Consider the following 13,367-nt stretch of genomic DNA (forward strand, 5'->3'; position numbering starts at 1 on the left):
CAGGTCGGTTGCCTCATTGAAAATGAGAATTTTAAAGATAAGCAAATTTTCCAGAGCTGTTACATTCGCTAAAAAAAACAGCAGTTTCGGACAATAAAACCACCTATCCGTCCTTAAGCGCTTCCTTATCTGACAATAAAAGGATTACTTCAAGATTGCTGTCTTTTCCCTTTAATTAACGCGCATACATGAAAGCCTGGCCCTTTATAATCATCTTCCTGATACTTGCACCTTTGGCTTGTAAATCGGATCAGCAGAAGAATGTTGGGGAAAGAGAAGCACAACTATCCAGGCAGGTAAGCATATGGATAGACAGCTGCTGGAATCAAAGAAGCTTTAATGCGCTGCAAGGGCTAACCTCATCGGAATCCACGCGCTATATGAATGGGGTTAAAGTTGCCATAGGGCCTGCAGAACTGGAAGCGCATTTGCGCCTATTCTTTACTGCATTTCCAGATCTGGTAATCACAGCAGGTGATGTACATTACAAGGATAACCTGGCATTTATTCAGTGGAATGCCCAGGGAACCAATACAGGCGTTTTCGGTGAGATCCGTCCAACCGGCAAGCGCATAAACATTAACGGCTTGTCTCACCTGAACTTCAGCAAAGAGGGCAAAATAATTCAGGAAATTGTCTATTACAATGAACTGGAACTGCTGCAGCAAATGGGATACAGCCTGATACCACCAAACCTGGAATAATTACCTAATAATAAAAACAGTAACCTAAAACTATCAATTATGAGAACACAAAAAATCAAAACCCTAATCCTTGGCCTGATCTTTATGGTGCCTGCACTAATTCTGGCACAGGATAATAGTCCACAGGCATTCTGGGTGCACGAGGATGTTGTTAAGCCAGGAATGGTTGGGGAATATGAGGCAGTTTGTAAAGAACTTCTTGAAAATATGAAAACCCATAACATTCAGAATGATGGATGGATTGTAACCAATACGGCAGATTCGCGTTACCTTTTTGTTGGTGCTATAGACAATATGGCCGATTTGGATAAATCTCCTTTTCCAGGTTTAGCGGAAAAAATGGGGGGCGATAAAATGGGAGCCCTTTTTGGCAGGATGGACAAGTGCTATGACACAGAACATGACTATGTTATTTACCTGGACAAAGAACTGTCTTACATGCCAGGTGGCATTACACAGACGCCCGAGGGACAGAACTACCGCAAATTTCACTACCTCTACTTCACCCCCGAAAAACGTGCGACTGTCAGGGAAAAAATGAAGGCTGTGAAAGACCTTTTTGTAGCCAAAGGATCCAAAGTAGATTATCGCGTATATAGAAGTGGGTTTGGAAATCGCGGAGAGTATTATATGGTTGCCATTGCCGCCAAAGATCCGGTAGACTATGCCCAGAGTGGGATGGATAACCAAAAACTTCTGGGGGAGGACGGACAAAAAGTAATGGGGGAACTTTGGGGGAACCTATTGAAATATGAAGAGATCGCTGGCCAAATGCGACCTGATATGGCCTATTCGCCTTCAAACTAATAACCATTTAAACTATGAAACAAATGAAGAATTTATTTTATGCCGCACTCGTATTACTCTTAATCGCAGGGTGCCAGTCACAGGGACCAGAACGTTACAGCACCACTGGTCCTGAAATAGACGTAGTTAAAAGCCTTGTTGCCGATTACGAACAGGGCAACTGGGAGTCCTGGTTAACCAAATACGCGGATACCGCTAAAGTTTATCACAATAACTGGGATGAAGGAATTACGGCAAATGAGCTTAAAGAGGCTTTCCAGGAGTCCCTTGCTCCTTTCAGTACCTACAGTTTTAAAGACGAGCCAATTTTTTACGAAAAGGTAATAGACAACAATGGAAAAACCTGGGTGAACTTCTGGGGAGTCTGGCAGGCAACGCCAACAGGCAGCGACAAATCAATGGATGTACCAGTTCACCTGTCTGTTAATGTTGAAGACGGGAAAATCGTGGAAGAATACGGTTTCTGGGACGGATCTATCATCCAAAATGCCATGGCAGAACTCACGGCCATGCAGAATGCCCCTGAAGCAGAACAAGCCATTATGGCCAACCAGGCAAAAGTTGCCGAAGCCTGGAGCAATTATGATAAAGAGCTCTTTGCCTCGGCTGCCTCACCCAATGTTGTGCGGAATGCTAATGGCATTCGAATAGCTAGTAACCTGGAAGAATATGCCGGACTGATGGATGTATTCCATTCGGCTTTCCCGGATTTCAATGTGGTTGTCGACAGCTATGTGATACGCGATGGAAAATCCTACCTCACCTGGACGGTTACCGGTACAAATACGGGAGAATTCATGGGCAATGCCCCTACGGGAAAAGCTATCAAAACCCATGGCATGAGTATATGGACATTTGATGCAGATGGTAAAGCCATTCAGGAAGATGCCTATTTTGACAATATGGAACTTTATAACCAGTTGGGGTATACAGTTAGTCCTCCTGCCGGAGAATAGACAACTATAAACACTAACTATTAAAACATTAAAATGAAAAAAATAATTTATCTGTTATTCGTCCTTCCCGGCCTTCTGCTGGCCCAGGAAAGCGGGGGTCATATGGTTATAGAAAATGTAATGCTTACCGTAAATCCCGAACATGTAAGTGAATTTGAAGCCGGAATGGCAGCCCATAACAAGAAATACCATGCAGACGAGGTCTATGGTGCGCGCGTCTACTGGATCTCCAACGGGGTCAATTCCGGTAAGTATATGTGGAATATGGGTCCCATCCCCTGGGCCGCATTCGATAGCCGTCCGGCTCAGGATGGCCACGATGAAGACTGGAACAACAATGTTATAAAATACGTGGAGGCAGAAAGTGAAGTGAACTACTGGCGTTTCCATCCGGACCGTTCCAATTTTTCCAGTGATTTCGACCTGAAGAATCTGCTGGTTTTTGTGGTGGATGTCAAAAGGTTCAGGGATATGGAATTCATCAATGCCGTAGAGAAAGTACAAAAGGTGTATAAAGAAAAGCGATCAGACCAGATCTATGGAATATACACCAATGAGATGGCCAATATGCAGGGTAACGATTTTGCCTGGGTAGATTTCTTTGATAAGTCTTCCTGGATGGGCGAGTCCGATACTTTCTGGCAGGATTATGAAGCTGTCCATGGCGAAGGAAGCATGGCCAAATTCATGAAAACCATTGAGGCAACCACCGATGGCGAACGTCACGAACTCTGGGTATACCGGGAAGACCTGAGCGGGTTGAGCAGTCGTGTAGTGGCAGCTACCCGTCAATAACCAATCAACAACCAACCAAACGACAGGACCCGGGACGTGCCCGGGTTTTGTTGTTATAAAGGGGATTATTCCGTAACTTTAAAGAGTAACCACAACCTAGTTCAAAATGATTCACAACAAGTACTGGCAGGCATTTTTTGCGCTTTCCCCCATTATTATCTTCTTTATTATCATGCTGGGGTATTTTGCTTTTCTTTTCTCTGTTTTGAGTAATATCCCGGAGCTGGAAGGACATCATGAAGGTCCGCCTGAACTTATCTTTGGATGGCTGGGCATTTTTATGGTCGTGCTTTTTGTGGTGATCCTCCTTTCAATAGCCAGCCTGGTTTTCTACATCGTCCACGCCGTGCAAAATCCCAACCTCCAGAAAAACAACTTGCTGTTACTATGGATTTTGTTGTTCGTTTTTGTCAGCGGACTGGGTCAGTTGATCTACTGGCTGGTCGAAATTGTTGCCAAGCGTAACCAGCCAGCACTGGAATAGGGATGCAAAACCGTAGACGATTTATGAAAAATACGGCACTGGGAACTTTAGCCGTATACAGTCCTATGGCCTTCTCCTGGCTGGATCCGCTTAGGGAATTAACAATATCAAAACCCAATATTTCACTGGCACAATGGTCCTTAAACCGGGCTTTCTTTGCCGGGGAACTCGATCCGGAACAGTTTGCAGGTATCGCCTCTGAAACGTATGGAATTAAAGCGGTTGAGTATGTGAATGCCTTCTATAAAGAAAAGGCCAGGGACACCGCTTTCTGGAAAAGAATGCGACAGTACGCAGATGATCATGGAGTAGTGAGTCTATTGATCATGGTTGATGACGAGGGAGAACTGGGGGTAAAGAACGAAAGCAAAAGGCTTATTGCAGTGGAGAACCATTACAAGTGGATGGAGGCCATCAAAACCCTTGGGGGTCATTCCATACGTGTAAATGCCTTTGGAAAAGGCAGTAGAAAACAACTAAAAGCTGCGCTGGTTGATGGCCTGGGCCGACTTGCAGAATTTGGCCGGTCCATGGAGATAAGTGTCCTGGTTGAAAATCATGGCTTGCACACTTCGGACGCTGGTTTTATGGTTTCCATAATTGAAGAAGTAGATAACCCTTACCTGGGTACACTGCCCGATTTTGGCAACTGGTGCCTCTCCCACGAATGGGGAAGTATACAGAATCCCTGTGAGAACCGCTACGATCCCTATCGCGGGGTAACCGAAATGATACGCTACGCAAAGGGAGTTAGCGCTAAATCCTATGAATTTGACGATTTGGGTGAAGAGACCAGGATCAATTACCAGCAAATGCTCAGTATTGTGAAACGAGCAGGCTACCAGGGATATATCGGCATTGAATACGAAGGGAAACACATTTCAGAGCCAGAAGGCATAAGGGCTACAAAGAAATTGATTGAAACGGCCTGGGAAAGGGCTTAGCTCTGCGGTAAACATTTATTCAAAACTTTTGCACCAAAACCAACCCTCCGGGAAATCTGAATATGTCAACCGCCAAGAGTAATAAATAAATGTATGGAAATCCCAGAAGGAAGTAGTTTGGTGCTTATAAAGTTTTAGTAAGATTTGTCCTTCGAAGATAGAGCATAAGGATAAACAGGCAAGTTTTTTCGACAAACTACACTCAAATGGATGATTTTGACAGTAAAACTGTTAAAAATTCACAGGTCGTCCATGTCTGAAAAGTGACGGTTGTGGTGATTATTTCAAGAGTAAAACTCCTGGTAATCCCCGGGAATGAATATTCTGGTTTTGCATAAATATTCTATTTTAGGGTAATCAAACTAACCAGACATGACACAAATCTCCATAAGCTCCGTTAAGCCAAGACTAAGTTTTTGGCAAATCTGGAATATGAGTTTCGGATTCCTGGGAATCCAATTTGGTTTTGCCCTGCAAAATGCGAATGTGAGCCGGATCTTTGAAACCCTTGGCGCCTCAAAGGATGAATTACCTATTCTCTGGCTGGCAGCCCCGGTGACCGGTCTCCTGGTTCAGCCTATCATAGGATATTACAGCGATCGTACCTGGCACAGGAAATGGGGACGGAGGCGGCCTTTTTTCGCTGTTGGTGCCATTCTGGCTACCATTGCCCTGTTTGCCATGCCCAACTCTACGGCCCTGTGGATGGCTGTTATCATGCTATGGCTCATGGACGCTTCCATTAACATTAGCATGGAACCTTTTCGGGCGTTTGTGGGTGATATGCTTCCCAATGAGCAACGCACCAGCGGTTTTGCCATGCAAAGCTTTTTTATAGGACTGGGAGCTATCATTGCCTCTGCCCTGCCCTATATGATGACCAACTGGTTTGGGGTTAGCAATGTTGCTGCCGATGGGGGTATCCCGGATTCTGTACGGATCTCATTTTACCTGGGTGGCATTGCTTATTTCTGCGCTGTGATGTGGACGGTTGTAAAAACCAAAGAATATCCGCCTGACGATATCGAAGCACTAAAGGCTGAGAATGCCGAACGAGGAATTTTCCAGGGACTGGCGGAATCCTTCATGGGGATTTTCAAAATGCCCAAAACCATGGTCCAACTCGCTTTTGTGCAATTTTTTTCCTGGTTTGCTCTTTTTGCCATGTGGATTTACACCACTTCAGCCGTCACCAGCCATGTTTACGGAACTTCAGATACCACTTCTGCAGTCTACAATGAAGGTGCCGACTGGGTAGGGATCTGTTTCGCAGTCTACAATGGCATTGCGGCCCTGGTAGCTTTTTTGCTTCCGGTTGTGGCCAAAAGGTTAAGTCGCAGGATAACACATCTGGTGGCTTTGGCCCTCGGCGGCCTGGGATTGATCTCTATCTATTTCATTTCGGACCCTAACCTATTACTAATATCCATGGTTGGCGTAGGTATCGCCTGGGCAAGTATTTTGTCCATGCCTTATGCCATGCTCTCCAGCATACTACCATCCCATCAGATGGGGTATTACATGGGGGTATTCAATTTCTTTATCGTAATACCTCAGATTGTGGCAGCAGGGATACTGGGCTTTATGCTCAAATCATTTTTCGGAAATATATCTATTTATGCGCTGATCGTGGGGGGCGTAAGTATGTTTCTGGCAGCGGCCCTCTGCCTGATTGTTCAGGACAATGAGGAGTAAAGCATTCCTGCCAGCGAATAATCTGTAACAGTTCAGAGGTTAATTTCTACAATTCAGAAAGAGTTTCTTCCTGAATCTGCTCAGCTAACTCATTTTTGTACAAGTAACCACAAAATGAATCATCATGAGCAAGTACATCCTAACACTAATTTTAGCCATCTGCACCCTTTCATTGAGCGCACAGGAAGATTCCGGTGTAACCATAAGCGTTGTCATTGAAAATGTTCTGAGCGATAAGGGTAATATTCTCGCAGGGCTTTATACCAAGGACAATTTTATGCGCGGAGCGGGTGTGGCAGACTATGCCACCGAAGCCAAAGCCGGTGAACTCAGTTTTGAGTTCAGAAATGTGAACCCAGGTGTTTATGCTATTACTGTAATGCAGGACTTTAACAACAACCAGCGCATGGATTTTGAAGCCAGTGGCATGCCTGTGGAACCTTATGGCACCAGCGGAAATAGTATTGCTATGGGTCCGCCCAATTTCCAGGATAGTCAATTTGAGGTGGGTAAGGAAGACCTTGAAATACGCATACGCTTCTAACACAAAAAGGCTGCCATTTGGCAGCCTTTGTTTTTTAATCGAAAAAGATTACATCTCTTCAGCTAGCCAGGCTTTCATCATCCAGACTGTCTTTTCCTGTTCAGTGATAAAGTCGCTCATCATGGAATTGGTTCCCTCATCATTGGCTTCATCCGATGCTTTGAGGATACGCCTTTCAATAATAAGTAACTCCTTAAGTGAATCTACAATGAGGCGTATGGAATCTTCATCATTGGTTACGTTTTCTCCCACTGGTACAGTGGAATTTTTTGTGTAGTCTTCAAAGGTATGCAGTGGGGTTACACCAAGGGTTAATACCCGTTCTGCTATCTCGTCTACCTTGAGGTTTGCATCGTTGTACAATTCCTCAAACTTAGTGTGTAAATCAAAGAATCGCTTCCCCTTAATGTTCCAGTGAATACCTCGCAAATTTTGATAGTAGCGTTGGAAATTTGCCAGTAAAATGTTCAGTTCAGCACCAAGTGCTTTGGACTTTTCAAGATCAAGTCCGATACTGTTTAACGTCATAACTGTAGTGTTTATTTACTTTAAAATTAATAAGAATAACTTATTGATAATGGGAAATAATATCAATATTTTTTATAATTTTATTATATAGAATTATCTCAAATGACCATAACCCAACTTCAATATGTTTTAGCCGTTGCGGAGTACCAGAACTTTACTTTGGCGGCCGAGAAATGCTTTGTTACCCAGCCTACCCTGAGCATGCAGGTACAGAAACTTGAGGATGAGCTGGACATCCTGATTTTTGACCGCAGCAAGAAGCCCATTTCTATTACCGAAGCCGGCAGGAAGATCGTTTCCCAGGCAAAAAACATCGTAAACGAGGCCGAGCGTATCAGGGATATAGTGGACCAGGAAAAGGGATTTATCGGTGGGGAATACTCTCTGGGGATCATTCCCACAATAATGCCCACCCTGCTGCCCATGTTCCTGAAAACCTTCATCAACAAATATCCCAAGGTAAACCTTATCGTAAAGGAGCAAAGCACCGAAAGCCTGATACGGAATATTCAGGATGGGCACCTGGACGGCGGCATTGCAGCAACACCCCTGGAAATTGAATTTATCAGGGAGCGCCCTCTTTACTACGAACCATTTGTAGGCTATGTTCCTCCGCAGCATCGCCTGAGAGATCAGAAATTCCTTAAGCCTGAAGAATTGGATATCAGCGATATCTTATTGCTTCAGGACGGCCACTGCTTCCGGGATGGAGTGGTTAACCTCTGTAAATCAAGGGGAGACTACCGGGATGAGCATTTCCAGTTGCACAGCGGTAGTTTTGAGACGCTGATCAACCTGTCCGATGAAGGCCTTGGTATGACCTTACTTCCCTACCTGAATACGCTGGTACTGGATGATAGGAAAAAGGGAAACCTGATGCATTTTCAAAGCCCGCCACCGGCACGCGAGGTTAGCCTGATCTACCACAAGAATGAACTGAAAATACAGATAACAGAGGCCATAAAGGATGTAATATCTGCAGTAGTCCGGGGGGCAATCACCTTTCAGGACGTTCAGATCATAAGCCCGATCAACAAATAAAAAAGGCCACTTTAAAGTAAGTGGCCCTTTTTTATCCTTTTAAATAAATTAAACTGGGTTGCAGTTCCGGTTTGTCTGTCAGAAAGAGTCGCAACCAGTATTTTAACTCTTCAATTTCATGGGGAAGCAGCCTTTTCAGGGCCTTCTTAAGTTCCTTGCTAAATAATTTAACATCAAAACTTACTTTTTGGAGTACTGTCTTATAGTAATCCAACATTGCTCTGGCCATAAGATTTGTTTGTTTTAATTAGATTGTACTCAAAATTAACCAAAAAAAGGTAAATATCCTGTAAGGGAATTCGTTAAAAAATGGACAATAAGGTGTTAAATTCGATGAAATACCGTATTTCTTTGACATTGAAAACGATCAGGGCAGCAACAAAACCTATTGTTTACATATTGATTATTAGTGCTTTATACTCTTGCGCTTCCACAGGTAAATCAGCTATAAGAAAAGTAAGTCGCAAAACCCTCACCAAATCTTTTTACCAGAACCAGTTCACGGGGATCATGATCCTCGATCCGGAAAACCAGGATACCCTGTTGAGCAGAAACAGTGATAAATATTTCACCCCGGCAAGCAATACCAAAATATTTACCTTTTACACCGCACTGCAATTCCTGCCGGAAAAAATCCCCGTAATTAACTATACCTACCTGGGAGATACCCTTGTGATATCGGGCACAGGAGATCCCACCCAGTTTCATCCCTATTTCCAGGACAGTACGCTTTACCATTTCCTGAAAAAGCACGACGGTCCCATAGCCATACATCACCCCTATTTTGCTGATGACCCCCTGGGGCCAGGCTGGGCCTGGGACGACTATGACCAGTACTACTCAGCAGAGCGAAGTAGCCTGCCCCTGTATGGAAATGTGCTCACCATCATTAAGGATGATTCCCTCAGAACCTACCCTTCGTTGTTCCGGGAGCAGCTCCTACCTGCAGCCGTTTCCAAAAAGCGTTCGCAGGAAGCCAATGTATTTTTCTACGATCCGGATAGAACTGACACCCTGGAGATCCCATTTAAAACGGATAGCATGCAAATCAAATTGTTGCTGGAAAAGGCCATCGGCCGACGCCTGCTGCAGCCCCCAGGGAAGAATACCCCGATGGACAGGACCCTTTCTGGAATTCTTACAGATTCTGTCCTTAAAAGGATGATGCATGAAAGCGATAATTTTCTGGCTGAACAGCTATTGCTTATGGTATCCAATGAGCTTTCAGACTCACTGAGCACGGATCTGGCACGCAAATATATCCTGAGCATGTCTTTGTCTGATTTGCCGCAGATGCCCCGGTGGGTAGATGGTTCCGGCCTGTCAAGATACAACCTGTTTACACCGGAATCCATGGTGCACGTGCTAACGAAACTATACCGTCAGATCCCCAGGCAAAGACTGTTTGATTTGTTTCCTGCTGGCGGAGAATCCAGCACCCTGAAAGACTGGTTCCCGGGAGATTCTAAACCCTACATTTTTGCCAAAAGCGGAACCCTGGGCAACAACTACAACCTGAGTGGGTATTTGATCACTAAAAAAGGTAAAGTGTTGATTTTTAGCTTCATGAACAACCATTTCCGCAAACCCTCAGCAGAGATCAAAACCCATATGCAGGAATTTCTGGAGGGAGTTCGGGACCATTACTAGTATGCTTTAAAAAGTAATTTAGAGTACTCCTTTAATGCGGGCGTATTGAAGTAATAATATGCTCTTGGCGTCAATGATCTCCCCGGATTGTATCATTGCGAGGGCTTTGTCAAAAGATACTTCCAGGACTTCTATATGTTCGGATTCATGCGGTGCCCCTCCCCCCGCGCTGATCTTCATATCATCATTGTACTCGGCCAGAAAGAAGTATAATTTCTCGGTAACTGCTCCCGGCGACATATAGGCCTGAAATACTTCTTCAACCTTTTCAACCTTGTAACCCGTTTCTTCCTCTACCTCTTTGATGATACAGGACTCCGGATCATCGCCTTCCAGAAGGCCTGCACAGACTTCCACCATCATGCCATCCGGGTTGCCATTTACGTAGGTAGGCATTCTAAACTGACGGGTTAGGACTACCCTTGAGGTCTCGGGATTATATAACAGGATTGCAGCACCATTGCCCCTGTCGTAGGTTTCTCGCTGTTGGGTTTCCCATTCTCCGTCTTCCTTCTGGTAGTCGAATGTATAACGATACAGGCGGTACCAGGCTTTTGAAAGTGTTTCTTTTTTGATATTCCTGATGTTGCCGTATTTCATATGTATCCGGTAAAATTATACAGTAATCGCCTCATTCAAATAGCGCCTGAAAGGAAGCATTTCCTGGTATACCTTTATGACAAGATCGCTGAAATCAGGAGCCAGTACCTGCTTCCTGCTAATGGAACAGGCTACCGCAAAGGTCTTGTTTTTTAATAATTCTAAATGTGGATGGGCGGAATGGAACCCTTTTGGAACCTTGGTAAGGCGGGTATCTTCATACAATCCTCCAAACCGCTTTTTGAAGTCAGGCTGATTAAGGATTTTGACCAGTTCATCCCCATTATAATCAATCGCATCCCGAATACTTTTGAGTCTTTTGGGGTCGGGCCTCCACAATCCTCCTGCCAGCATACATTCCCCCACCCCTATTTGGATGTAAAAGTCACCGGTACCTGGTGCCTTGTCCAGCCCGGCACCAAAGTGATCCTTGTAAACCGGCCTTTCAGGATGGAACATAAGGTTGTTATTGATCCTGTTGATACCCTTCTTTCCAGGAGTTGGGTAATACATCGGATCTATAGTGGCTAGGTCATGGTCCAGGTCATCCAGCCAACGGATAAAATCGTTCCTCACTTCCTGGTACCATTTTCTGTTGGCATCCATCCAGGATTTATTGTTGTTGGATTGCAGGGCTTCAAGAAAGGCAAAGAGATTGGCAAAATCCATATGGGTTCCGGCGATTTATATTCGGGTAAGCCGTTTAGAAGGGCTTATCCCCGTCCAGAACATCGCCCAGTCCGCCTAAAATACTACCTTCTCCCTTGTTTCTTCCGCCTCCTTTAGGGGCAGCCGCCCATACCCTGCTGGCGAGCCTGCTGAAGGGAAGCGACTGTATATATACCACTCCAGGACCCCTTAGACTGGCAAAGAATAGCCCTTCTCCTCCAAAAATGGTATTACGGATGCCTCCAACAAATTCTATGTCATAATCCACATCCTTGGTAAAGCCTACAATACAACCCGTATCTACTTTAAGAACTTCACCAGGAGCCAGTTCCTTTCGGGCCAGGGTACCCCCGGCGTGGACAAAGGCCATGCCATCACCCTCCAGTTTTTGCATAATAAAGCCTTCACCTCCAAACAGTCCCCTTCCCAGCCTTTTGGAAAATTCAATACCTACTGAAACCCCTTTTGCGGCACATAGAAAAGCGTCTTTCTGGCAAATGAACTTGCCTTGTTTCTCAGAGAGATCAATAGGTACGATCTTGCCTGGATAAGGAGAAGCAAAGCTCACCTGCTTTTTCCCTTGTCCTTCATTTAGATAAGCCGTCATAAACAGACTTTCCCCGGTTAGTATGCGCTTACCCGCGGAAAAAATCTTTCCAAGCACGCTGTTGTCCTGGTTGGAGCCATCCCCGAAGATTGTACTCATTTTAATATTGCTGTCCATCATCATAAAGCTGCCGGCTTCGGCCACAACTGCTTCCTGTGGATCGAGTTCTATTTCTACGTATTGCATTTCCTCACCGTAGATCTGGTAGTCTATTTCGTGTGCGTTCATTTTTATATTTGTTAAATGTTGATCGTCGTTAGTTGATGGTTTCTAGTTGTTAGTTGATTGGATTAATGAAATGTTACATATGGGATAAGAGATGTTTTACTAATTCCTCTACCTGTGCGGGATGCTGGGTGCCGATCATATATTTCCCGCCATTTTTCATGGTAATCGCAAGCCCTTTGTTTCCTTTGATATTGTAGACAGTACCGTATTTGGGACTGAACCTCAATCCATATCCCACTAATATGCCATAGGTGACCACTTTCGCAGATTCAATATCGGCAAACAGGAACTGTTTTCTTTTAAAAAATGGAGGGAAGGATAGTACAATACGATCCGGATGGATCCAGGTCATGAGCTTTATATAGTAAATAAAGTAAACAAGAGCTGCCATAACCAGGGCGAAGATCATAAGGCCAATATCGGGCATAGGTTTGCTACCCCAGGGTTCCTTAAAGATCAATTGCTGTACTATTCCATAGATGGGCAGGGCGAATATGCCAAAAAGGAGGATCCAGAGCCACCATTGGGTAAACCGCTGAGACTCTTTAAACAATAAATCACGCTGATCTTGCATAACTTGTCCTTTTAAAGGTTGGTCATTTAAGTTTTACAGTCCATTCAAAAGCAAAGGAAGCTACTTCAATATTATCCTCATTTACCCCGGTGGCGTGCAACCAGCAGGTCTGTCCCTCCCCGGTTTCAATGGCCTTTTTTATGAGGTCATCCACAAGGGTTCCTTCCGTACAGGTAAACGTAATGGTACCGGTAGCCTTTTTGGTGAAGCTAGCTTTGTTGTTGGCAACCAGCATGGAGATTTTCTTACCACTGTTTCTAATGCCTTCCATAACCAGTATTCCGGTGCTTAGTTCCGCAGCCATCCCCTGAACCGCCCAGAACATGGATCGGAAGGGGTTCTGGTTTATCCAGCGGTGCCTGATTTTAACCACTGCCTGATTATCATCGATATATTTAAGTCTCACACCGCATATCCAAGCGGAAGGCAATTTAAATAGCAAAAAGGTATTGACACTCCTTGTTTTCCTGGACATACTCTTCAAACTTTCACTAAATGTAGGGATAATTTCAAAGGATTAAAATGTTAATTTTATGTTAAT

General features: G+C 44.5%; 17 protein-coding genes. 10 read left to right on the forward strand and 7 right to left on the reverse strand.

From position 1 onward, the window contains the following. The first annotated feature begins 188 nt into the window (after positions 1-188). The 8 genes from OO016_RS11795 (at position 189) to OO016_RS11830 (ending at position 6,929) form a co-directional block, all read left to right on the forward strand. Positions 189-704, forward strand: coding sequence for an ester cyclase (locus tag OO016_RS11795; protein WP_266014175.1), 516 nt, complete (start codon positions 189-191; stop codon positions 702-704). Positions 705-743: 39 nt separating this feature from the next. Then, positions 744-1,511: a hypothetical protein gene (locus OO016_RS11800; RefSeq protein WP_266014177.1), complete on the forward strand. Its 768-nt coding sequence runs from the start codon at positions 744-746 to the stop codon at positions 1,509-1,511. 23 nt (positions 1,512-1,534) lie between these two features. Then, positions 1,535-2,467 (forward strand): nuclear transport factor 2 family protein, encoded by a 933-nt coding sequence (locus tag OO016_RS11805; RefSeq protein WP_266014179.1) that lies wholly within the window; start codon positions 1,535-1,537, stop codon positions 2,465-2,467. Between the two features lie 33 nt (positions 2,468-2,500). Beyond that, positions 2,501-3,262: a hypothetical protein gene (locus OO016_RS11810; protein ID WP_266014181.1), complete on the forward strand. Its 762-nt coding sequence runs from the start codon at positions 2,501-2,503 to the stop codon at positions 3,260-3,262. A gap of 106 nt (positions 3,263-3,368) precedes the next feature. Next, a complete protein-coding gene (locus tag OO016_RS11815; protein WP_266014183.1) occupies positions 3,369-3,746 on the forward strand; it encodes a hypothetical protein in 378 nt (125 codons plus the stop codon). A 23-nt stretch (positions 3,747-3,769) separates the two neighbouring features. Beyond that, positions 3,770-4,690, forward strand: a complete 921-nt coding sequence (locus OO016_RS11820; protein ID WP_266014185.1) for a sugar phosphate isomerase/epimerase family protein — start codon at positions 3,770-3,772, stop codon at positions 4,688-4,690. A gap of 432 nt (positions 4,691-5,122) precedes the next feature. Beyond that, positions 5,123-6,385, forward strand: a complete 1,263-nt coding sequence (locus OO016_RS11825; RefSeq protein WP_266014186.1) for an MFS transporter — start codon at positions 5,123-5,125, stop codon at positions 6,383-6,385. 124 nt (positions 6,386-6,509) lie between these two features. Next, on the forward strand, positions 6,510-6,929 hold the full coding sequence (locus tag OO016_RS11830) for a DUF2141 domain-containing protein (RefSeq protein ID WP_266014188.1): 420 nt from the start codon (positions 6,510-6,512) through the stop codon (positions 6,927-6,929). A 48-nt stretch (positions 6,930-6,977) separates the two neighbouring features. Here OO016_RS11830 and OO016_RS11835 read toward each other — a convergent pair whose 3' ends face one another. Beyond that, entirely contained in the window at positions 6,978-7,457 is a 480-nt protein-coding gene (locus OO016_RS11835) for a Dps family protein (protein ID WP_266014191.1), read from the reverse strand. Positions 7,458-7,559: 102 nt separating this feature from the next. Here OO016_RS11835 and OO016_RS11840 point away from each other — a divergent pair, with 102 nt between their 5' ends. Next, positions 7,560-8,498 carry a LysR substrate-binding domain-containing protein gene (locus tag OO016_RS11840; RefSeq protein WP_266014193.1) on the forward strand — a complete coding sequence of 313 codons (939 nt, stop codon included), beginning with the start codon at positions 7,560-7,562 and terminating at the stop codon, positions 8,496-8,498. A 31-nt stretch (positions 8,499-8,529) separates the two neighbouring features. Here the strand turns inward: OO016_RS11840 and OO016_RS11845 are convergent, their stop codons facing one another. After that, positions 8,530-8,727 carry a hypothetical protein gene (locus OO016_RS11845; RefSeq protein ID WP_266014196.1) on the reverse strand — a complete coding sequence of 66 codons (198 nt, stop codon included), beginning with the start codon at positions 8,725-8,727 and terminating at the stop codon, positions 8,530-8,532. A gap of 80 nt (positions 8,728-8,807) precedes the next feature. On the opposite strand from OO016_RS11845, the gene OO016_RS11850 reads away from it, so the two are divergent. Next, on the forward strand, positions 8,808-10,148 hold the full coding sequence (locus OO016_RS11850) for a D-alanyl-D-alanine carboxypeptidase/D-alanyl-D-alanine-endopeptidase (protein WP_266014200.1): 1,341 nt from the start codon (positions 8,808-8,810) through the stop codon (positions 10,146-10,148). An 18-nt stretch (positions 10,149-10,166) separates the two neighbouring features. Here OO016_RS11850 and OO016_RS11855 read toward each other — a convergent pair whose 3' ends face one another. From OO016_RS11855 to OO016_RS11875, 5 genes are all read right to left on the reverse strand, one after another. Beyond that, positions 10,167-10,748, reverse strand: coding sequence for an NUDIX domain-containing protein (locus OO016_RS11855; protein WP_266014203.1), 582 nt, complete (start codon positions 10,746-10,748; stop codon positions 10,167-10,169). Positions 10,749-10,763: 15 nt separating this feature from the next. Continuing rightward, positions 10,764-11,417 (reverse strand): DUF2461 domain-containing protein, encoded by a 654-nt coding sequence (locus OO016_RS11860; RefSeq protein WP_266014205.1) that lies wholly within the window; start codon positions 11,415-11,417, stop codon positions 10,764-10,766. 34 nt (positions 11,418-11,451) lie between these two features. Next, on the reverse strand, positions 11,452-12,252 hold the full coding sequence (locus OO016_RS11865; RefSeq protein WP_266014207.1) for a TIGR00266 family protein: 801 nt from the start codon (positions 12,250-12,252) through the stop codon (positions 11,452-11,454). A 73-nt stretch (positions 12,253-12,325) separates the two neighbouring features. Beyond that, positions 12,326-12,826, reverse strand: coding sequence for a hypothetical protein (locus OO016_RS11870; RefSeq protein ID WP_266014209.1), 501 nt, complete (start codon positions 12,824-12,826; stop codon positions 12,326-12,328). 22 nt (positions 12,827-12,848) lie between these two features. After that, positions 12,849-13,301, reverse strand: coding sequence for a DUF4442 domain-containing protein (locus tag OO016_RS11875; protein ID WP_266014212.1), 453 nt, complete (start codon positions 13,299-13,301; stop codon positions 12,849-12,851). Between the last annotated feature and the right edge of the window lie 66 nt (positions 13,302-13,367).

This window comes from Lentiprolixibacter aurantiacus, assembly GCF_026241225.1.
GTDB lineage: Bacteria > Bacteroidota > Bacteroidia > Flavobacteriales > Flavobacteriaceae > Lentiprolixibacter > Lentiprolixibacter aurantiacus.

Coding starts and splice junctions, on each gene's coding strand:
- OO016_RS11795 (WP_266014175.1), top strand. CDS start 189: ATGAAAGCCTGGCCCTTTATAATCATCTTCCTGATACTTGCACCTTTG.
- OO016_RS11800 (WP_266014177.1), top strand. CDS start 744: ATGAGAACACAAAAAATCAAAACCCTAATCCTTGGCCTGATCTTTATG.
- OO016_RS11805 (WP_266014179.1), top strand. CDS start 1,535: ATGAAGAATTTATTTTATGCCGCACTCGTATTACTCTTAATCGCAGGG.
- OO016_RS11810 (WP_266014181.1), top strand. CDS start 2,501: ATGAAAAAAATAATTTATCTGTTATTCGTCCTTCCCGGCCTTCTGCTG.
- OO016_RS11815 (WP_266014183.1), top strand. CDS start 3,369: ATGATTCACAACAAGTACTGGCAGGCATTTTTTGCGCTTTCCCCCATT.
- OO016_RS11820 (WP_266014185.1), top strand. CDS start 3,770: ATGAAAAATACGGCACTGGGAACTTTAGCCGTATACAGTCCTATGGCC.
- OO016_RS11825 (WP_266014186.1), top strand. CDS start 5,123: ATGAGTTTCGGATTCCTGGGAATCCAATTTGGTTTTGCCCTGCAAAAT.
- OO016_RS11830 (WP_266014188.1), top strand. CDS start 6,510: ATGAGCAAGTACATCCTAACACTAATTTTAGCCATCTGCACCCTTTCA.
- OO016_RS11835 (WP_266014191.1), bottom strand. CDS start 7,457: ATGACGTTAAACAGTATCGGACTTGATCTTGAAAAGTCCAAAGCACTT.
- OO016_RS11840 (WP_266014193.1), top strand. CDS start 7,560: ATGACCATAACCCAACTTCAATATGTTTTAGCCGTTGCGGAGTACCAG.
- OO016_RS11845 (WP_266014196.1), bottom strand. CDS start 8,727: ATGGCCAGAGCAATGTTGGATTACTATAAGACAGTACTCCAAAAAGTA.
- OO016_RS11850 (WP_266014200.1), top strand. CDS start 8,808: ATGGACAATAAGGTGTTAAATTCGATGAAATACCGTATTTCTTTGACA.
- OO016_RS11855 (WP_266014203.1), bottom strand. CDS start 10,748: ATGAAATACGGCAACATCAGGAATATCAAAAAAGAAACACTTTCAAAA.
- OO016_RS11860 (WP_266014205.1), bottom strand. CDS start 11,417: ATGGATTTTGCCAATCTCTTTGCCTTTCTTGAAGCCCTGCAATCCAAC.
- OO016_RS11865 (WP_266014207.1), bottom strand. CDS start 12,252: ATGAACGCACACGAAATAGACTACCAGATCTACGGTGAGGAAATGCAA.
- OO016_RS11870 (WP_266014209.1), bottom strand. CDS start 12,826: ATGCAAGATCAGCGTGATTTATTGTTTAAAGAGTCTCAGCGGTTTACC.
- OO016_RS11875 (WP_266014212.1), bottom strand. CDS start 13,301: ATGTCCAGGAAAACAAGGAGTGTCAATACCTTTTTGCTATTTAAATTG.